Annotated in this window: 23 protein-coding genes; 1 reads left to right on the top strand and 22 read right to left on the bottom strand. The window is 34.4% G+C overall.

Translation table 11 applies throughout. The features are described from left to right. Positions 1-62 precede the first annotated feature (62 nt). Together lepB and ytxJ are read right to left on the bottom strand one after the other, a co-directional pair. Complete coding sequence (gene lepB, locus BJL90_RS10670; protein ID WP_070967664.1) at positions 63-629, bottom strand: signal peptidase I; 567 nt, start codon at positions 627-629, stop codon at positions 63-65. Between the two features lie 86 nt (positions 630-715). Beyond that, on the bottom strand, positions 716-1,072 hold the full coding sequence (ytxJ, locus tag BJL90_RS10665; RefSeq protein WP_070967661.1) for a bacillithiol system redox-active protein YtxJ: 357 nt from the start codon (positions 1,070-1,072) through the stop codon (positions 716-718). A 225-nt stretch (positions 1,073-1,297) separates the two neighbouring features. On the opposite strand from ytxJ, the gene BJL90_RS10660 reads away from it, so the two are divergent. Then, positions 1,298-1,762 (top strand): hypothetical protein, encoded by a 465-nt coding sequence (locus tag BJL90_RS10660; RefSeq protein WP_070967659.1) that lies wholly within the window; start codon positions 1,298-1,300, stop codon positions 1,760-1,762. 32 nt (positions 1,763-1,794) lie between these two features. Here BJL90_RS10660 and BJL90_RS10655 read toward each other — a convergent pair whose 3' ends face one another. From BJL90_RS10655 to BJL90_RS10560, 20 genes are all read right to left on the bottom strand, one after another. Further along, complete coding sequence (locus BJL90_RS10655) at positions 1,795-2,502, bottom strand: PrsW family intramembrane metalloprotease (protein WP_070967656.1); 708 nt, start codon at positions 2,500-2,502, stop codon at positions 1,795-1,797. Between the two features lie 137 nt (positions 2,503-2,639). Next, positions 2,640-3,215, bottom strand: coding sequence for a manganese catalase family protein (locus BJL90_RS10650; RefSeq protein WP_070967653.1), 576 nt, complete (start codon positions 3,213-3,215; stop codon positions 2,640-2,642). Positions 3,216-3,241: 26 nt separating this feature from the next. Beyond that, positions 3,242-3,496, bottom strand: a complete 255-nt coding sequence (locus tag BJL90_RS10645) for a spore coat protein CotJB (protein ID WP_070967650.1) — start codon at positions 3,494-3,496, stop codon at positions 3,242-3,244. After that, complete coding sequence (locus tag BJL90_RS10640; protein WP_081561955.1) at positions 3,496-3,693, bottom strand: spore coat associated protein CotJA; 198 nt, start codon at positions 3,691-3,693, stop codon at positions 3,496-3,498. The genes BJL90_RS10645 and BJL90_RS10640 overlap by 1 nt, the downstream gene beginning before the upstream one ends. A gap of 171 nt (positions 3,694-3,864) precedes the next feature. Then, a complete protein-coding gene (locus BJL90_RS10635; protein WP_070967648.1) occupies positions 3,865-5,394 on the bottom strand; it encodes a bifunctional ADP-dependent NAD(P)H-hydrate dehydratase/NAD(P)H-hydrate epimerase in 1,530 nt (509 codons plus the stop codon). A gap of 63 nt (positions 5,395-5,457) precedes the next feature. Continuing rightward, complete coding sequence (mnmA, locus tag BJL90_RS10630) at positions 5,458-6,567, bottom strand: tRNA 2-thiouridine(34) synthase MnmA (protein ID WP_070967644.1); 1,110 nt, start codon at positions 6,565-6,567, stop codon at positions 5,458-5,460. Positions 6,568-6,876: 309 nt separating this feature from the next. Further along, on the bottom strand, positions 6,877-7,488 hold the full coding sequence (locus tag BJL90_RS10625; protein WP_169824208.1) for a DUF3298 and DUF4163 domain-containing protein: 612 nt from the start codon (positions 7,486-7,488) through the stop codon (positions 6,877-6,879). A 247-nt stretch (positions 7,489-7,735) separates the two neighbouring features. Further along, entirely contained in the window at positions 7,736-8,512 is a 777-nt protein-coding gene (gene aroF, locus BJL90_RS10620; RefSeq protein WP_070967638.1) for a 3-deoxy-7-phosphoheptulonate synthase, read from the bottom strand. Next, the gene (gene folK, locus BJL90_RS10615) at positions 8,502-8,987 is read right to left on the bottom strand and encodes a 2-amino-4-hydroxy-6-hydroxymethyldihydropteridine diphosphokinase (protein WP_070967636.1); all 486 of its coding nucleotides are present in this window, start codon (positions 8,985-8,987) and stop codon (positions 8,502-8,504) included. Before folK ends, aroF begins: the two co-directional genes overlap by 11 nt. Beyond that, a complete protein-coding gene (gene folB, locus BJL90_RS10610; RefSeq protein WP_070967633.1) occupies positions 8,980-9,345 on the bottom strand; it encodes a dihydroneopterin aldolase in 366 nt (121 codons plus the stop codon). The genes folK and folB overlap by 8 nt, the downstream gene beginning before the upstream one ends. Beyond that, complete coding sequence (gene folP, locus BJL90_RS10605; protein ID WP_081561954.1) at positions 9,338-10,198, bottom strand: dihydropteroate synthase; 861 nt, start codon at positions 10,196-10,198, stop codon at positions 9,338-9,340. Before folP ends, folB begins: the two co-directional genes overlap by 8 nt. A gap of 16 nt (positions 10,199-10,214) precedes the next feature. Further along, positions 10,215-10,781 carry a GTP cyclohydrolase I FolE gene (gene folE / locus BJL90_RS10600; protein ID WP_070967630.1) on the bottom strand — a complete coding sequence of 189 codons (567 nt, stop codon included), beginning with the start codon at positions 10,779-10,781 and terminating at the stop codon, positions 10,215-10,217. Positions 10,782-10,800: 19 nt separating this feature from the next. Continuing rightward, complete coding sequence (locus BJL90_RS10595) at positions 10,801-11,619, bottom strand: aminotransferase class IV (RefSeq protein WP_070967626.1); 819 nt, start codon at positions 11,617-11,619, stop codon at positions 10,801-10,803. Positions 11,620-11,644: 25 nt separating this feature from the next. Next, on the bottom strand, positions 11,645-13,015 hold the full coding sequence (gene pabB, locus BJL90_RS10590) for an aminodeoxychorismate synthase component I (protein ID WP_070967625.1): 1,371 nt from the start codon (positions 13,013-13,015) through the stop codon (positions 11,645-11,647). Positions 13,016-13,088: 73 nt separating this feature from the next. Next, positions 13,089-13,682: an anthranilate synthase component II gene (locus BJL90_RS10585; RefSeq protein ID WP_070967622.1), complete on the bottom strand. Its 594-nt coding sequence runs from the start codon at positions 13,680-13,682 to the stop codon at positions 13,089-13,091. Between the two features lie 289 nt (positions 13,683-13,971). Further along, a complete protein-coding gene (locus BJL90_RS10580; protein WP_070967619.1) occupies positions 13,972-14,451 on the bottom strand; it encodes an HD domain-containing protein in 480 nt (159 codons plus the stop codon). Positions 14,452-14,579: 128 nt separating this feature from the next. Continuing rightward, positions 14,580-15,617 (bottom strand): methyl-accepting chemotaxis protein, encoded by a 1,038-nt coding sequence (locus BJL90_RS10575; protein WP_070967615.1) that lies wholly within the window; start codon positions 15,615-15,617, stop codon positions 14,580-14,582. A gap of 50 nt (positions 15,618-15,667) precedes the next feature. Continuing rightward, the gene (locus BJL90_RS10570; protein WP_070967612.1) at positions 15,668-16,801 is read right to left on the bottom strand and encodes an FIST signal transduction protein; all 1,134 of its coding nucleotides are present in this window, start codon (positions 16,799-16,801) and stop codon (positions 15,668-15,670) included. Positions 16,802-16,960: 159 nt separating this feature from the next. Then, positions 16,961-18,178: an SEC-C metal-binding domain-containing protein gene (locus tag BJL90_RS10565; RefSeq protein ID WP_070967609.1), complete on the bottom strand. Its 1,218-nt coding sequence runs from the start codon at positions 18,176-18,178 to the stop codon at positions 16,961-16,963. A gap of 329 nt (positions 18,179-18,507) precedes the next feature. Continuing rightward, positions 18,508-19,506 (bottom strand): methyl-accepting chemotaxis protein, encoded by a 999-nt coding sequence (locus tag BJL90_RS10560; RefSeq protein ID WP_236904895.1) that lies wholly within the window; start codon positions 19,504-19,506, stop codon positions 18,508-18,510. Positions 19,507-19,857 lie beyond the last annotated feature (351 nt).

Below are 19,857 nucleotides of genomic sequence, written 5' to 3'. Positions count from 1 at the left end.
TTGTAACTATATGTTTTGCAGTTTAGGAGATTTTTATAAGCCTAAATCTCTATAAATGTTTGCTAATTTAATGCAGTTATTGCATTGCTTTTAGCAGGCACATAAGTAGTTAAAAAACCCATTCTATTTAATGGATATAATCGCAAGAAAGCTTTTCCAATAACGTCCTCCATATCAACGAGTCCTAATATGTCATCCCTGCTATCTAAACTGTTTTCACGATTATCACCCATTGCAAATATTTTTCCTTCTGGAATGACCAAATCTACTGTACCCTCCGTATAAGAATCTTCTACTAAATAAGGTTCTTCAAGGTATTCTCCATCAATAAACACATTGCCATCTCTTATAACAATTTCCTCTCCTGGTAGCGCAATAATTCTTTTAATCAACAATTTGTCCTTCCCAGCAGCTGTTTTTAGTGGAGATCTAAATACGATAATATCTCCACGTTTGGGTGTTCCTTGTTTATATAACAAGCGATTCACTATCAAGAAGTTATTTTCATCTAATGTTGGTACCATAGAATAGTTTTTTACGATGGTTGGTTTAATAAAGGTTGTTATAATTAATGCAATCACTAATGATAACACAATGGTTTTAATCCATTCGATAATTTCTTTTTTCATCCTTTGTCCCCCTGTTCTACTTTGCAACGAATCCCTTTAATTATTTTAACACTGTGGAATTTTTAAAGCAACTAAATAAATTTACTTTATATAGAAATAAATTCGTTTACTACCTCAATTAAATTATCTAGCGTGATATTATTTTGTTGATCATCCCATACAACTTCTTCCTCCATAACCAATATAAGCTGTGGTGCCTCATGATTAATCTCCAACATCTCCTCTATCGCCTCAGAAACCTCCACATATTCTCTAACATCTACCATAGTAAATAGAATATCTTCTTCATTTTCTTCTATGAACTCAATGTATTCTTGATACGCCTCTTCACTCTCAGATAAAGTAATATCGTGTTTGAAGATAAAAACGGGCTTTTTCTTAGACTTTTTTATTATTTTATCTAAATCCTCTACTGTTGTAATTTTTTTAATGCGCCTTGACATGATTTACCCTCCCCTAAAATAGTTCTTAACTGTTTTTTTGTTGATTTTATTAATTGTATATTATCAGTTTAGTCATATTATAACTGCTAAAGCAAATATTATGTAATTTATTTCAACACTTTTAAAATAATTGTGTTAATATTTACATTCATACTTTTATTGAAAAGTTTATCTTAGTTGTGATATGCTTAGTATATAATTACTTAATTAAAGGTGGTACACATAATGGAAAAACTTAAAGATTTGCTTCATGATTTTAGCGATGTTTTTATAGCTGGTATTATTGCTTCTCTTATGTTTGGCGTAGTAGTTTTCAGCTTAGGAGACTGGTTTAACACCAATAGCACTGCTATAGCTATCGATCCTCTTTTAGAAGTTCATCAACAAGAACTTGCCGAGAAATTTTCTGAGGAAGCGAATACGGAAGCTAATGAAGAAGATGCCGCAGATGAAAAAGATTTGGTAGAAGTAACAGTAACAGAAGATAAAGTCATTACTGTTCCATCTGGGACACCTGCATCAGGAATTGCAACAATCCTATTAGATAATGGCTTAATTGAAAACACCAATGATTTTATTAAAACTGCTGAAGAATTAGATTTGTTATTAAAGTTAAAGTCTGGTACCTTTACCATTTCTGCAAATGCTGACCTAAAAGATATTGTCAGAATTATTGCTGGTGATAGATAGAAAAAAACGACGTTGTGTCGTTTTTTTCTATACTATTCCTCGTCTTCTATAATTCGATTGAATTCATCTCTACTGTACTTTGTATATTTGTTTAGTCGTATTAGATTTAATCTCCATAAATAAATAACATAAGGAATAAATAAAATCATTAATATAGGAATCTGTGCCATCAAAATAAAATTAAATAACCCATGAAATATTGTTGGTGTAACTAAGGATTTTGCAAAATACCTTCTTCTTACTTCTTCCTCTTTTGTATACTTTGCTAAAGAAAGATAATAGCCCATTGTTACAGCAAAAAGTATGTGGGCTGGAACCGATAAGATTCCCCGCATAATCCCTACATAATAGTTACTACTAAACCTAAAAACTACATACATAATGTTTTCAACAGTAGCAAAGCCAAGAGCTGAAAAAGCGCAATAAACGATACCATCTAATTTTTCATTAAAATGCCTACTGCGATAGGCACTATATAAAACTACTGCTCTTTTGAAATATTCCTCCGTTAAACCAGCTACAATAAAGGAAACAAAAGCAATTCCCAACAAACCAGTAAATATATTTACACTTAATAAAAGTCTTTGCACAATTAAAACAGGAATAACAGATAAAGCTCCTAGTACAAACACTTTTGTAAGTAAAGGTAAAGGTTCTCTGTCATATCTATCTGTCAGATATAAAGCTATGGCAATGGCAATACTAGGCGTAATTGCAATAACAAATAATCTTGTGACCATGATTTTCTCCTTCCTAGATTCTATAGGGTCTTATTTATAGTATTTTATAAAATAAATCATCTATCCAAATACTTTCTTCCTCTAAATACAAAATAAGGACGCCAAGTCCTTTGACACCCTTATTCTATCATGATTTTTTAAAAAATTTTTTTCGTCTGCATATACTCTTGCACAATTCTCAATGCTTCGCCAAATCTTTGGAAATGCACAACTTCTCTTTCTCTTAAAAATCTTAAAGCATCTTTCACGCCAGGATCGTCAGTAAGATTCAGTAAGTGCTCATATACAGCACGAGCTTTTTGTTCTGCTGCCATATCTTCATGTAGGTCTGTAATGGGATCTGCATGCGCTTGAATATAGGACGCTGTCCAAGGGACACCATTAGAATCTGAATAGAATAATGCCCCGTCACGAATCGCATAAAAGGAGCCCATATCTACAGCCTTAAAATCCTCAACAGTTGCATCCTTCGTCAACTGATAGATTAAAGTTGTAATTACCTCAACATGCGCTAGTTCTTCGGTACCTATATCTGTTAATAATCCCTTAGCCTCATTGGTTGGAATGGTATATCTTTGATTCAAATATCTTAAGGCTGCTGATAATTCTCCATCGGGCCCCCCATACTGGGTAAATAAGTATTGTGCTAACTTAGGATTAGGTCCACAAGTTACTTTAACTGGATATTGCAATTTTTTTTCATAAATCCACATATACTTTCCTCCTTATGCTTCCGAAATTAAAATTGTTCTTCCCATGGCCATGGACTATCTAACCACTTCCATGGATACGGACTGGGTGAGAATCCATAGTTTAATAAAGGGCCATAAGACATTTCATATTGTTGCTTTAACATCAATAACTGCTGACTATAGCAGTTGAAGTCCATTAAAGCCTTCTGATCAAAGGGATGGGTATCTAGATATAACTGCAATTCAGTTAAAGCAAATTCTACATCCTGAATTTGTCGCATCAAAACCATTCTTTCCTTCATTATTTTCTTCCCTCCCAACGTTTATCCTTTTCAATATAAGGTTGATATAGTTCTGGAAAAAGTGTGCCCTTCATTAAAGCTTCTGTTAAAGGAAAAGCATTCACATAGGTTTGATACGGTACATAAGCATGAGCTAACATTGCATACATAGGCATAAAGGGAATGGGGTATATGCCAGGGTAAGGTGTATACATCATAAGATATCTCCTCCTCTTTAATTTTAAACAGTAAATTTCCTGTAATACTATACTATTCCACCCATATGATTTTGGTGTTTTAATTATAATAAATTATTTTTTCATACATATATTTAGAAGTTAAACAAAAAAACAGAGGCTTTTATTTTTCCTCTGTTTTAAAATTACTATTTACGCCCTTATAATTTCTTGAATCACAAAGGGTACTTGATCTATGATATCTCCTGCCAACATGCTATACTCTCCCAATTCCTCTGCTGCTCTATCTCCTGCCTTGCCATGCAGGTAGGCTGAGACAATGGCAGCTTGCAGCGGCTCCACGCCTTGAGAAAGAAGTCCTGTAATCATCCCCGTAAGGACATCTCCGCTACCAGCGGTAGCCATACCAGGATTTCCTGTTCTGTTGATAAAAATCTGCCCTTGTGGATCTGTTATGACCGTTCTTGCTCCTTTTAATAGTGTGATAACACCCCACTTTTCTGAGAAGTTTTTTGCTACCTCTAACCTATGATCGTTTACTTCCTGAATAGATAAACCTGTTAACCTGGACATCTCTCCTGGATGAGGCGTTATAATGCAAGGCGCCTTTAAATCCTTCAGTAAGTGAATGTTATTTGCCAGTAGATTTAAACCATCTGCATCGATCACTAAAGGAAGCCTTGCGCTTGTTATTACAGTATGTAATATTTCTTCAAATTCTTGGCTTCTACCACAACCAGGTCCTATTGCGACAACGTTTTCTTCTTTTAAATAGTTTATAATACCTTTATCTAGCATCTCTTTTACAGGAACGGTTATTCCTTCTATCAGTTGATTTTCTAAGATAGGGATTAAACTTTCCGGTACTGCTGTTCTTAAAAGTCCTGCACCACACCTCAAGGCAGTTTTTGAAGCCAAAATTGCTGCTCCAGACATGCCAACAGACCCAGCTATGATAAAAGCTCTTCCGTAACTCCCCTTATGGGTATCCCCATATCTTTTCGATAAAACAGATGCAGCTACTTCTTCTGTAATCAAATGAATCTTAGATTGAATTAGGCTGACTGCTTCTTTAGGAATACCAATATTTTTTACCAATAACGCTCCCCCATAATAGCTTCCTGGAAAAAGTATATTTCCTATTTTGGGTAACTGAAAGGTTATTGTTTTCTTTGCTTCAACAGCTACCCCCTGTACCTTTCCATCATTACCATTGATACCGGAGGGTATATCAACCGCTATAATTTCTTTTTTACTAGCATTCATTTTTAGAATAACTTCCCTCATTATTCCCTCTACAGTCCTCTGTAAGCCAGTTCCTAATAATGCATCCACGAGAATGCTATACTGCTGTAAATCCTCTTGGAACTGTATAATATCTTCACTGCTTTCTAACTTCACAATAAATGCCTTCATTTTCTCTAATATGTCAAAATTAATTTTGGCATCTCCCTTGATCATAGAAGTATCCCCTACAATATAAGTTATCACTTGTATGCCTTTATTCATCAAGTGCCTTGTTATCACAAATCCATCTCCGCCATTGTTTCCTAAACCACTGATAACAGCGATTTTCTTATTTTCCTTTGAGGCTAAAGATTTTTCTATTTCTTCTACTACAGAGATACCAGCATTCTCCATTAAAATTATTCCCGGAATTTTATAGGTGTTTATGGCAATTTCATCTAATTTTCTCATTTCTTCATTCTTAAGAACCTTCATAATACCCCCCCTTGTCTATATGTATTATTTTACCAAACTATACGATGCAAAACAAAAGAATTATCATTCTATTTCATGCTTTTGTAATGTCTTATCAATAATTGCTCCACCTAAGCAAACTTCGCCATCATAGAAAACAACTGCTTGTCCAGGGGTTACAGCTTTTTGAGGTTCTTGAAAAATTACTTTACAGCTATTATTCTCTGTGCTATGTACCGTAACCCTTTGGTCTTGTTGTCTATATCGAAACTTTGCCGTGCATTCTATGATTTGGGGTTTTTCTTTTCCACTTATCCAATGTAGATCGCTTGCCAGTAGTCCATAAGTATATAAGGCAGAATGTTCTTCTCCTTGAACAACATATAATATATTATTTTTCAAGTCTTTATCTGCTACAAACCACGGTTCTCCTGAACCGCTTCCTCCTATACCTAGACCTTTTCTCTGACCAAGTGTATAGTACATAAGACCATCATGACGACCTTTTATCTCGCCGGATAAGCTTCTTATTTCTCCCGGTTGAGCTGGTAAATACCTGCTTAAAAATTCTTTAAAGTTTCTTTCACCAATAAAACAAATCCCTGTGCTATCCTTCTTTTTAGCAGTAGGTAATCCTTTTTGCTCTGCAATATCTCTTACCTCTTTTTTCGTTAGATTTCCTATAGGAAACATCGCTTTAGAGAGTTGATATTGTCCTAATGCATTTAGAAAATAAGTTTGATCTTTATTTGTGTCAATTCCCCGTAAAAGTTTATACTCTCCTTCACTGTAGGCAATCTGTGCATAATGTCCTGTTGCAAGGTAATCTGCTCCAAGCTTTAAAGCATGTTGAAGAAATTCTTTAAACTTTATTTCTTTATTGCACATCACATCTGGATTCGGTGTTCGTCCTTTTTTATATTCTTCTAAAAAATAAGTAAAAACTTTGTCCCAATATTCTTTTTCAAAATTTACAGTATAATAAGGAATATCTATATAATTGCATACCCGTCTTACATCTTCATAATCTTCTGAGGCTGTGCAATATCCAAATTCATCGGTTTCCTCCCAATTCTTCATAAATATTCCAATAACATGATATCCTTCTTCTTTTAATAATAAAGCTGCTACTGAGGAATCTACTCCTCCTGACATGCCGATAATTACCTTTGTTTCTTGTTTTGATTTACCCATAGCCATACCTTCCTTTGATTAATCACTTAAATTGTGCGATAGTTTAACGTAATAGTGAAAATTAAATATATGCTTTAAATACTTTTTCTTTACATCGTTGATTTTTTAAATCACTAAAAAATTGTATAAGTAGGATTGATTCAATGAATTTTTAATCATCCTATATTCATTATTGTATCTATCCTATATTGATTGTATACTTTCCTTCTTTGATTCCCCATAAGTTCTATGAATGACCTTTATGACGCTTTTGAAAAACATGAAACATGGAGACAGTATTTTTATCCCCATGTTCTATTAAAGGCTAGCTTAGGCAATCAAAACTTTCATAGGACTACTTTCGTCGATCAAATCTGCTAAAACTGCATAAGGAATTGAAAACTCTGGTATACCATAAGCATAAGGAGTATATTCATATAATTGGAAAAAAATAATTACAGCATCCTCTGTTAGATAAAAATCTTGTTTTTTATCAATGGTTTCGAACTCTACCAAAAGTGGTATGTCCTTTTCAACAATTTCTTCCTTTATGATTTCGTTAATTTTTTCAATATAGACACCGTTTTTTACAAATAAATCCTGTAATTCATAAGTTTTTCCACTTATCAAATCTACATTAATTGCTTTGACAGCAGTTAGTCCATGAGCCGCCCCCTTAGAGTAAGAATTAATATAGATCAACATGCTTAAAATATTGTTTTCCTTAAGCTTTACTTTGTATTCACCCCAAAATTCTTTTGTATAATCCTCCTCATACCCCTGTTCTACAATCATTTTATAGATTTCTTCTTGAATAAGGTCGTTTATTGTCTTCTCCACTTCTTTATTCTCTAAATCTACTATTTCTGGATAAGTTAGACTTACTCTATGTCTTATTAACTTTCTCTTGAGTATTTGCCCTTTACCCTCTTCTTGAATCATCCAACCCATCACCTCTCTATTATTTTTATCCCCGACTCCCCGAAAGGTCTCTATACTTAGTATAGTATTCAGTTGAAAGAAGAGTGTTACGAAAACTTTTCATTCTTTTGTCACCATCATACCTTGAAGCCACTGTTTTTTCTTCTCAACTTCCTATCATGACAGCTCCTATTGCACCCTTATATTGAGATAGTTCAGAAGAATAAAAAAAAGCCATATGTTTACACATGGCTTTTGGAGAGTTAAGCTATATATCTTGTCGTAACTGTCTGTACTCCTGAAAATTCAATGACTGTTGTCCATCACTCAAAGCGCAGGAAGGATTAGGATGAACTTCTATCATTAAACCATTGGCACCGCAGGCTAAAGCGGCTCTTGACATAGGTGTTACTAAATCCTTAATACCTGTAGCATGACTAGGATCTACAATTACCGGCAGACCTGTCTCTTTCTGCATAATAGGCACCGCAGCTAAATCTAATGTATTCCTAGTATAATTATCAAAACCCCTAATACCTCTTTCGCATAAAATAATATCTTGATTGCCGTGAACAGCAATATACTCAGCCGCCAACATCCACTCATTTATGGTGGCACACATTCCTCTTTTTAGAAGAATAGGTTTTTTCACGCTACCTAGTGCCTTTAATAAAGAATAATTAAACATATTTCTTGATCCTACCTGAATGATGTCAGCATATTCTGCTACAATTTCCATATGACCTTCATCCATAAGTTCTGTTATAATAGGCAAACCAGCAGTCTCACCAGCCTCTTTCAAATATTCTAAGCCTTCTCTACCCAAACCTTGAAAAGCATAGGGACTTGTACGAGGCTTAAAAACGCCTCCTCTTAAAATATCTACACCTATTTCTTTTAATGAAAGTGCAGTTTCCATAATTTGCTGTTTTGATTCCACAGCACAGGGTCCTGCTATATATACTGGAGAATAATGACCACCAAGTTTTATATTTCCTACCTCTATTATTTTCTTTTTACCGGTTAAAATTTTTTTATCCGTCATAGTCAACCTTCCTAATTCCTTCTTTGCAAAGGTTTTTTATTATCTCTCCTATATGCTCACCGTTGTTGGTAATATCTTTTGCAATCTCATACAGAGGAATCATTACAAAAGCTCTTTTCCACATACGAGGATGAGGTACAGTTAACTTTTCATCGTCAGAAGTATAGTTTTCATAGAGTAAGACGTCTACATCAATTGTTCTTGGCCCCCACCTTATGATTCTTTTTCGTTTTAACAGTTCTTCAATCTCATTGCAATAGGCCAGCAATTCATAAGGAGATAAACTTGTATCGATTTCTACAACTACATTTAAAAACACATCTTGTTCTGTGTAACCTATAGGATCTGTTTCATAGTAAGAAGATACCTTTTTGACAGTAATTGATGGATGCTGATTGATTTGTTCAATCGCTTGATCCAAATATTCTTTCTTATCCCCCATATTACTTCCCAAGCCTAAATACCCTTTAGCCATTTGATCTTCTCCTTATTTCCACACCAAAATAATCATAAATCCCTCTTACAGGTGCTTCAGGTTTTCTTATGGTAATTACAATCTCTTTCACCACAGGAAACTGTCCTAAAACAGTACTTGCTATGCTTTCTCCCAAAGCCTCTATGAGCTGAAACCTTTTGTTTTCAACAATATCCTTTGCAATGTTGTAGACTTCAGCGTAATTGACAGTATCTTCAACATTATCGCTGATGCCTGCTGTTTTTAAATCTACATAAAGCTCAATGTCCAGAAAAAATTTTTGTCCCAATACATTTTCCTCTGGCAATACACCATGGTAACCATAAAATCCTAAGTTTTTTAAAAGTATTTTATCCATGCTGTTGTAACCTCACAATGGCATCAGTGACTTTAACAGTTCTTACATTTTCTACGATATCATGGACGCGAATAATATCAACACCCTGTACAATTCCCATGACAGATGTAGCTAAAGTCCCTTCAACCCTCTGCTCTGGAGGCAGGTCTAGAATCTTTCCTATCATAGATTTTCTCGATGTTCCTAAAAGAATAGAATGTCCCAACGCATTAAATTCTCCTAATCTCGCCATAATCTCCATATTCTGTTGGGGCGTTTTCCCAAATCCTATTCCAGGATCTAAAATAATTTTTTCTTTCTTTACTCCTGCTTCTAAAGCCATATGAATGGATTTCTTAAAAAAGTCGCTTATAGATTCCACAATATCTTTGTCATACTCTGTTCCTAGCTGGTTGTGCATAACAATCACAGGAACATCATATTTAGCGATAACACCTGCCATATCTAGATCTCTCTGTAAGCCCCATACATCATTTATGATATGGGCTCCTGCCTCTAGTACTTTTTCTGCTACTTGCGCCTTATAGGTATCTACAGATATAGGCACCTTTACCTCTCTTACCAGTCTTTCTAGTACTGGTAAGACCCTGCTAAGTTCTACATCAGCAGGAACCTCTCCTGCCCCTGGTCTAGTAGACTCTCCACCTATGTCTATAATATCAGCACCTTCAAGTACCATCTTTTGTGCATGCGTTACAGCTTTTTCAATATCAGAGTAATTACCACCATCAGAAAAAGAATCTGGTGTTACATTTAAAATCCCCATAACATAAGTTTTAGAACCTAGTGCCAAGGTGTAATCTCCGCATTTTAACTCTATTTTTCTATTTGGATAATACTGAATGTTTTGCATATCATTAACCTCCAATTTACCTACCAAAGTCAATTAATGCCATAGCCTCTGCCCTTGCCTTCGCATCTTTTTGAAATACCCCTCTTACTACAGAGGTTAAGGTTTTGGCACCAGGCTTTTTTACCCCCCTCATGGTCATACACATATGCTCTGCTTCTACTACAACAATCACCCCATGAGGTTGTAGCTTTTCAACAATCGTATCAGCAATCATAGAAGTTAGTCGTTCTTGAAGTTGAGGTCTTTTTGCTATTGTATCCACAACTCTAGCCAGTTTACTTAAACCAGTTAGTTTTCCATCTTTAGGAATATATCCTACATGGGCTTTTCCATAAAAAGGAACTAAATGATGTTCACATGAGGAATAAAAAGATATGTCCTTTACTAAAACTAGCTCCTCATGTTTTTCATCTTGAAAGTATATGTCCAAATGTTCTTTGGGATCAGCCTCTAATCCTAGAAATATCTCTTCATACATTCTAGCAATACGCTTTGGTGTATCCTTTAATCCTTCTCTATCGGGATCTTCCCCTATAGCTTCTAATATATCTCTTATTGCACGTTCTATTTTTGGTTTATCCATATTTCTCCCTCTTCCTTTTTTAGTCTAATGTAGCTATATACTGGTTATAGTGTCTCATCAGTGTTTGAGTAATAATATTTTTTTGTAAATCTATTTTTTTATCTTGTATTTGGCATATCGGCATAATTTCCAAAAGAGAATTGGTGATAAATATCTCTTCTGCCATCATAATATCTTCTATCGTATACTTTCCAATAACAATTGGTAGTTTGATATCCCCCGTAATATCAATAATTTTTTGCCGCATGATTCCTGGCAAGATACCACAATCTATAGAAGGTGTATGCAATATACCCTTTTTGACAAAAAAGATATTCGACAAAGCGCCTTCACAAATTTCTCCATGAAAATTCGTAAAAATCACTTCATCATAATCATTATTCAATGCCTGTTGTCTTGCTAAGAAATTTTCCATATAGTTGTTAGACTTGATATAAGTCAGAACTGAATAAGGATTTCTTTTTATATCAGTAAAGCACAGCTTGAAACCTTTTTTATAATCTTTGCTAGTATATTTATTTTCTCTTGTAGATAAAATGATATATTTTTCTTCTCCATTTTTTATACAAGAAATTTTTAATGCACCTGTTACTAAATGATTTTTTTGCACAAGCTCACTACAATGTTTTTTTATCGCCCCTACTTCAATATCTAGTAGCAAATTTATTTTTCTACAACCGTCTTTAAGTCTCTCTACATGTTCCCTTAAAAAATAGATTGTCTCACCCTGAAATTTTATTGTTTCAAATACACCATAACCGTAGGAAAGACCTTCACTCAAAGGTGTTATCCTTGCTTCTTCCTGAGAAGTTAGGTGCCCATTTATAGAAATATACATTTTTCTCACCTTAGCATCCTATTTTTTAACCATTTAGGGCTTCCATCATTGCCCTTGATTTGTGCAACGTTTCCTCATACTCCGAATAGGGTTCTGAATCCCATACTAGCCCACCGCCTGCTTGGAAATAGGCTTTATTATCTTTGCATACAATCGTTCTGATGACTATATTTAAATCCACATCACCATTTAAACCTATATAACCAATAGAACCAGTATAAATATTTCTTTGGGTAGGTTCTAATTCATCAATGATCTCCATAGAACGAATTTTAGGAGCACCAGTTATAGAACCTCCAGGAAAAGTAGCTGTAATGCAGTCAATAACATCACAGTCCTCCCTCATCTCCGCCTGTATTGTGGAAACCAAATGATATACTGTTGCGTACTCTTCTAAATGAAATAACTCTGTTACCTTCACTGTTCCGGTTTTTGCCACCCTGCCCAAATCATTTCTCTCCAAATCCACGATCATCAGTAACTCTGCTTTATCCTTTTCACTGTTTAGTAAATCCTCTTTGTTGGCCAGATCCTCCTCTGGTGTATTCCCCCTAGGCTTAGTACCTTTGATAGGTCGTGTTTCTATCCTATTACCCTTTATCTGTATAAATCGTTCAGGTGAACTACTTACAATATATCCTTCTCCAAAATCAATAAAGCTTGCAAAGGGAGCAGGATTAATGCTTCTAAGCTTAGCATAGAGCTCATAGGGGCTTTCCTTTATAACGCATTCAAAACGTTGCGTTAAGTTTGCTTGATAAATGTCCCCTGCTTTAATATACTCTCTTACTTTGTTAACAGCTTCAATATATGCCTCCTTTGTAAAGTTAGACTTTAACTCCACAGATTGATTCGTTTTGCTTATATTTATTTTAACACCTTTTGTTTCTTCTTCATATATTCTTTTTGATAGTTTATTAACAATATTTTCCTTGTTATCCTTTATTCCCAAAGCTGCAATATAGGTACGGTTAGTATGATGATCAATAATGATAACACCATCATATAATCCTAAATAACAATCGGGGATTTTTACATCGTCAATAGCTGTTCTCGGCAGCTTCTCTATGTGATGACATAAATCATAGGATAAATAACCTACAAAACCTCCTACAAAGGGAAACTCGCTTTTATAACTCCTTTTATATTTTGTATACACTTCCCTTAGCTTTTCAAAAGGGTTACCTTCAAAGGTTTCTTGCATTTTATTTTCTAGTATGGTGATTTCTCTATCTTTACTTTTAAATACGAGAAGGGGGTTAGAGCCAATAAAAGAATATTTTCCTAGCTTCCCATCCGTCATACCACTATCTAGAAAAAAGCTATAGGAATCCTCTTTAAAAATTGTGTATAACTGAAAACTATCTAGTGAAGTATTGATTTCTTTTATGTACATTTTTTCACCCGCTTTTATTCTGATTTTTCTTATAGAGTATACCTCCCACCTACTTTGTTGTAGGTGGGGTTTTTTAGCTTGCTGATACCAATTCCCGCTGTTTCGCTGTCACTAAAAAATTATTTAAAAGTTCCATACCCATTTCTGTTAAAATTGCTTCAGGATGAAACTGTACACCTTCAATCTTATACTGCTTATGCCTAATACCCATAATTTCTCCCTCGGAGGTCTCTGCAGTAATTTCAAAGCACTCTGGCAGTGATTCCCTATCCACTACGAGAGAATGATATCTGGTAACGTTTAAAGGGTTATTCAATCCCTTAAACACACCTTCATCGGTATGATATATTGGATGTACTTTGCCATGGACAGGTTCCATAGCCTTGATAACATTACCACCAAATACTTGTCCGATGGTTTGATGTCCTAAACATATACCTAGTATAGGAATTTCTCCTTTGAATCTGTTGACTACATCCATACATATACCTGCCTCATTTGGCGTACATGGACCCGGGGACAGCACAATAATATCTGGATTCAATTTCTCGATATCTTCTATTGTAATGCAATCGTTACGATATACTACTACCTTCTCTTTTAAACTAGATAAATACTGTGTCAAATTATAGGTAAACGAGTCATAATTGTCAATCATTAATATCAAGCCCTTCACCCCTTTAGTTTTAGAGTGCTATCTATAAAATAGCTACAAATAATAAAACAAAATTTTGAAATTTTTTTTACAACTAAATTATACACGCTTTCAAGCTTTATCGTCAAACGAAATTCTAGGAATATCGTCGAAAAAATGTATTTCAAAAAAGAGTTTTTCTCATAACAATCTCCTACATCTATTGAAAAAACTAAACTATATCCATAAAAACAAGAAAAAATAAAAAAGATAAATTTTTAACAATTTATTTTTCTACCAAGATCCTTCCTTCCACATATCACTAATATTGTATCTCTGGTTTTTCATCCTTTTTAAATCGGTTACAGCCTTCTATTGTTTTGCACGCCACACAGGGACGAGATTTTTTGTCTCCTTCATATAAAACAAAGTCTAATTCTGATACTAAATTTTTTCCTTTTCTATGCTTTTCTATAGCTGTTAATACAAGTTGTATTTCATCTTCAGAAAAATTACAGTCTTTTAATATATCCTTCGATAGCATTGCACTCATAGCAGCATGGTCTGTCCCATCAGCATATTGCCTCCATCGACCAATATCATGTAGCAATGCAGCTGTATAAATTATTTCCTTTGATACATTAAACTTTTTTTCAAGAGCAATAATGTAACCTACTCTTGCTACATCTAAAAAATGTTGTAGATTATGCCGACAAAAGATACGATCCTTTTCAGCTTCCATGTTTTTTTGCAAATATACACCATACTGAGGGTGATTTAGAATTGCATTTACTCTCTCCATAGCTTCTCCTCCTATACGCTATTTATTATACCAATTTTCATCTATGTTTTCGCATAAGTCCCATAAAAAACTTTAAAAAGTCAGCCCCATCATGATCGGAGACTGACTCTTTTCTAAGCAATTTACTTTTAATTGCTCTGGTCTTTTTTCACGCCTTCATAAATTTCCTTCTTTAAATCCTGTAAAATATCCTCCATTTGATAAACAAAGGATAGTAAATCTATAAAATGAACGGTTTGTTCTTCATTTTTATCCGCTAACTGCTCCATACTAGCTGCATTTTCCATAGCATGCTTAGAAATTTGATGCCATATTTCTGCGATCATAGCAATCTTATTAGAGTTTACTTCTGTAGTACTCCAAATTTCATTCATTTTATCATTTATTTGTGTTTGGAACTTCAACATCCGATCAAAAATGCTCTCTGTAAGATTGGTTATTTCCATCCCTTTAGCGATTTCTTCTACACTCTTCTCAATTTTGCTGTAGGTTTCCTCCATGGTTCTGGTCATGTTCTGTATTTTTTGATTAATTTCACTAGAGGCCTGTACTGTTTCCTCTGAAAGTTTTTTAACTTCATTTGCTACCACCGCAAACCCCCTGCCATGTTCTCCAGCACGGGCAGCTTCAATAGAAGCATTCAACGAAAGTAAATTTGTCTGTGATGAAATGGTTTGTATGGTATTGGTAAAGCCTTCGATCTCTTTTGAATTATTTTTTAATAAATCTATGATGCCAAGAAATTGCTTAAAGGTTGTATCAATTACCTGCATTTGTTCCCCTAAGGAAGCAACGATATCATTGCCTTGTGTCGCTAGATTAAAGGCTTCGTTGGTTGCTTTAGCCACATCTCCAGTGACATGAGATATGTTTTCAATATGCGTCACCACTTCATTTACGTTGGCATCTGCCTCTTGAAGTGCTGCACTTTCCTGCATAACATTCTGTACCATGATATTATTTTGTTGAGCAATGAATCCATTCGTTTCGCTGGTTTTTTCAATTGTTTTTCTAATAAGCTGGGTAATATCTTCAACAACCTCCAGTAGCTCCTGTTGGTGGCTTTGATCTTTCTTGGTATCTAGCACTTCCTGCACATCCATAGGTTTTATGTTGTTATGCCCTGACTTTTCTTTTGTTGTCTTATTAAAAAATTTCCATTTCACTAGATCTGCCCTCCTCAAATATACAAGTTTTAGCATTGTTATCAACCATACTATTCTCCAATTGCAAGCATAGTAAGGGTTTGATTAATATGCACTTTCCCATACTGCTCTCCATAGGTAGTAAAGCCTACTACTTCTCCTAAATCAGATAGTTCCTGATAAACCTTTTCACAGGCTTTTTCTTTCTGAAACTGAAGGAGCCTTACAATACAATTAAAACCAATGACACCCTTCACGCCTGGTAATTGTGCTTTAATATTTTTCACTGTCTCTCTAGCTACTAAAACAGGATCAATGGGCTTTAATATAGAGACCATCGTATTAGGAAAAATTTGACTATAAAATTGGATAGCACCCTTGTCCAATATTTTAAAAGGGGTAGATATCCAAACTTTTTTAGCATACATACGTCCAATAGGGTATGTTTCCATTTTTTCTGCTAAATTTGCTGTCGGTATGCCTAATTTTGAAGCATAGGCTTCAGCTGCAGGCATACCATTCATCTCGTACACAATTCTTCCTCGGATATCTGCCTTTGTAATAAGTAAAGTATGTTCTGTAGGCTCAAAGATATTCTCTCGGTAGGTGCAAAAAGGATGGCTGGTTTTCACAAAGGTAAGTACAGCAGCATCATTGTACACTTTTCCATTGGCACTTACATAGGTCTCAGCAAACTTCAGATCATCTCCTGCACTTCCTCCAACTAAGGGAAACTGATCTGTTTCAAAAATAGAGTGAATGACAGATAAAACCATTTCTTCCGCAGCCTGAAGACCATCTACCAACAAAATACCAAAAGATTTTTGGTGTAAAGCAGGATCATTTCGATTTAAACCGGTTTTTTCGAAGGCTTGTATGACATTTTTTCTGTATAACATAGGTTTCGAATGAATATTTTCAATAATCACTGTAGAGGCGATCCAGTCCTTCGATGAAATACTCATAGCAACAAGAGAATGATTAGAAAAGCCATGCTTGCCTATTTCCCCAGCAGAAGTACTTCCTATTACTTCTGCACCTTCAAATGCTGCATTTATTTCCTTTGAAACCTGTTGAAAGTCATACTTCGTACTAGAAAAAAATATAACAAATTTCACCTCATCCTGTTGGATTTGGTGAACTACTTCTTTGATGGCACTGGCCATATCTGGATTACTGCTAAACCCCTGCTGAATTTCTAACATATTCCTTCCTCCTAGAATAAATTTTAAACCCTTAATTTCCCTACAGAGTCAGCCCTAACTTAAAATAAAATTCTTTTCACAGTATTAACTTTTACCATAGATATATCTTAAAATATACAAAGCTTCTACGTATATTTTCTAAATTGATTTGCATTTCCCTTACTGTCCGCAACACTTCTTAAATTTTTTACCGCTTCCACAGGGACAGGGGTCGTTTCTTCCTATTTTCTTTTTGGTCTTCATGCTGATAACTTCACCAGTATCTGAGGTTTTTATTTGCTTAAGTTGTGATTTATCTCTTTGTGATAGTTCTTCTGGCGTATAACCTTTAATCATCCACTGTCTTGTATTATTATTAAGGTAAATAATTTCCTCTGTAAATTTTTTCATCATTTCAAAACTAGGTATTTCTAGGTGACGCTGAATAAACTGTACGATATTATTAATGGATTCTCCCGTGCGAATAGCATAAACACACTCTTCCACCAAACTTCCAGCCTCTTTAGGCATGATATTATAGTGATCCTTGATAAGTTTTGCCATTCTCTCGTATCCATCGTTTTTATCAATAAAACCGATTCCCCCTGCTTCATATATTTCATCATAGGAAAAAGGGTAGTAGCTTAAATCTGTTCTCTCTTTTAATTGTTCTTTTAGTTTTTTTACATCAGAAACCTTTTTGTGGGAATATCCTTCCTGGACTTTTGTTATTTGTCTATAATAGTTCATTGAATCCTCTATCACTTCCAAATATTCCGTCAAATTTATCGAAGAACTTAGTAGTTTTTCTACCATATTTACCAAGGTATTTATATTTAAAAAACCATAATAATATAAAAGTCCATAGGTTAATCTAAGCCATTTTTCATTCCGCTCTAATTTATCAAGCAATTCCTGATGATCTGCCATATCCCTCAAAACCTTTACAAATTCCTCAGGAGCTGTTATTACCTTTTTCTCCTCTACAATCCCTGTAAATATTAATCCTCTGCTACGATAGTACTCTATTTCATGTCTTTTTAAGTGAAATTTATAAAGAACCCCTTCATTATTTACAATTTCTTTTATTAGTTGATATCGTCCAGTATCCATCTTCGATAATATTATAGGAAGATTTTGAAGCATTTTTTCATTTAATACTTCTATTAACGGTTGTTTTTTTAGTTTGCTTATCCCCTGAAGCCTTAAATTTTGCCTAATTTCTGTTAATTCATTTTTCGCAAGAGACGTCAGCATCTCTTTATAGGTATATGGAACGCTTATCTTCTTCCATAAAGTATTGTCTCTTTTTACTTGTTGCTTTGCCATACCTTTTTGCATCTCACACATGGTTTGTAACAGTACTTCCTCTATCTTGTCACCCGTTTTCTCCCTCAAAATCTCCACTCCTTTAATTCTATATCTTTTTCTTTCGTTTTTCCCTTGGCCCTTTTATAAAGTTTATAACAAGTTATGTATTTTTCCTAATGTTATGGGTATATTCCTATGGATTTTAATACACTGAGGGTTACCTTTACAATTTTATCTAATTTTTAAAGTAAGGGTAACCCATTTACATAGTTATTAAAATCCAAATATAAGAAGATATATCCATATTATAACACATGCATCCTATAGATTGTAAGAGACTAGACTGGATTTCCTAAAAGAAAAAGCATCTATCAATTTACTTAGATAGATGCTTTTTTAGATGCAAAATATCATTTTTATTCCATTGGTTCACTCACTATGACGGACCAATCTTTTCCTTTATAAGCATTATATCCTTTGGTATGAGCATAACCAATTAACTGCATTCTACCACGCTTATCCTTCTCTAAGGTATAACCGTATTCATCTCCCTTTAATACTGCCTGCACAGCCTTCAAGTGGGTAAGCTTCTCCTTTAAAATTCGTGTCCGATCATTAGAAGCTATAACTACGCCTTCTTTGTTGATGACATAGATATTCCCTTTTTCACTAATTTTTGCATTATCTATAATATCATAGATAAACCTCCAGTCAAACCGTGTAGAAAATACACCCAATGTTTTGCCCCCCCCATCTCTTACAGGACAGGAATAAGAGATGGTATATCCTTTCATATCTTCTGAATAATACATATCCGTTACATAGACATCATTTTTTTCCAATGTGCTCTTAAACCACTCGGTATGGCCTTTGTTGGTACCTATTAGACTCTTATTTCTACCAGTAGCTATTACTTCACCATTAATATCTACTAAGAATAAATCGTAGTAAACCTCATAAATATCAAGAATACGATTGATTAGATTGATTGCACCATCAGCATTTTCACGACTTTTCTCTATCAAAGCGTTTTTTATAAAATGGAAAGTCGCCCAAGCTTGTACATCACAGTTTCTTTCAAACAAGTTTCTGTCTATTTTATCTATAATATCAAAAGCTAAATCAGCTGTTCTTACAGCAATAACCTCATTGGCCTTTTCCTGTATATCACCTATCAACATATTACTCTTTTTATTAGCCTCCGAACTTCTATCAGCAAGTTTTTGTATCTCCTGTGCTACTACAGAAAATCCCCTGCCCCCTTCTCCTGCCCTAGCAGCCTCTATAGCAGAATTTAAAGACAATAGCTTTGTCTGTGATGTTATTTGTTCGATACTTTTTACGACATTAGCCATATTTTTATTCGCTTCTTTTAATTCACTTAAAAGAAGTGAAACATTTTTTTGATCTAACAATATCTTTCCCCCCTTGTCCTAGTTGAACTCTGTAAATGCTCTACATCAATATGTAGTTCTTCTATCCATATACTAAATATTAAAATCTATTTTATCACTTAATTCTGTAAATTTAAAGTCTTTTATTGGACAATTTCTGATATAGGCTACTCTCCAAGGATGTAGTGCTTAATCTCCCACTTGCATAAGTAGATAACCCAAATCTTTGATTTGATGTTAGTGACTTAATTTGTTCACCTAGAAGAGGTCATTTTAACAATACACTATGGTTCATCTGTATTAATACACATGTGTTTTTTTCTCCTTGATTATAGGTTTCATTTATAATTATACTAAAAGTAACAATAATTT

Origin of the sequence: Clostridium formicaceticum, from assembly GCF_001854185.1 — a bacterium.
GTDB lineage: Bacteria > Bacillota > Clostridia > Peptostreptococcales > Natronincolaceae > Andreesenella > Andreesenella formicacetica.
This window is presented reverse-complemented; position numbering and strand designations above follow the sequence as displayed.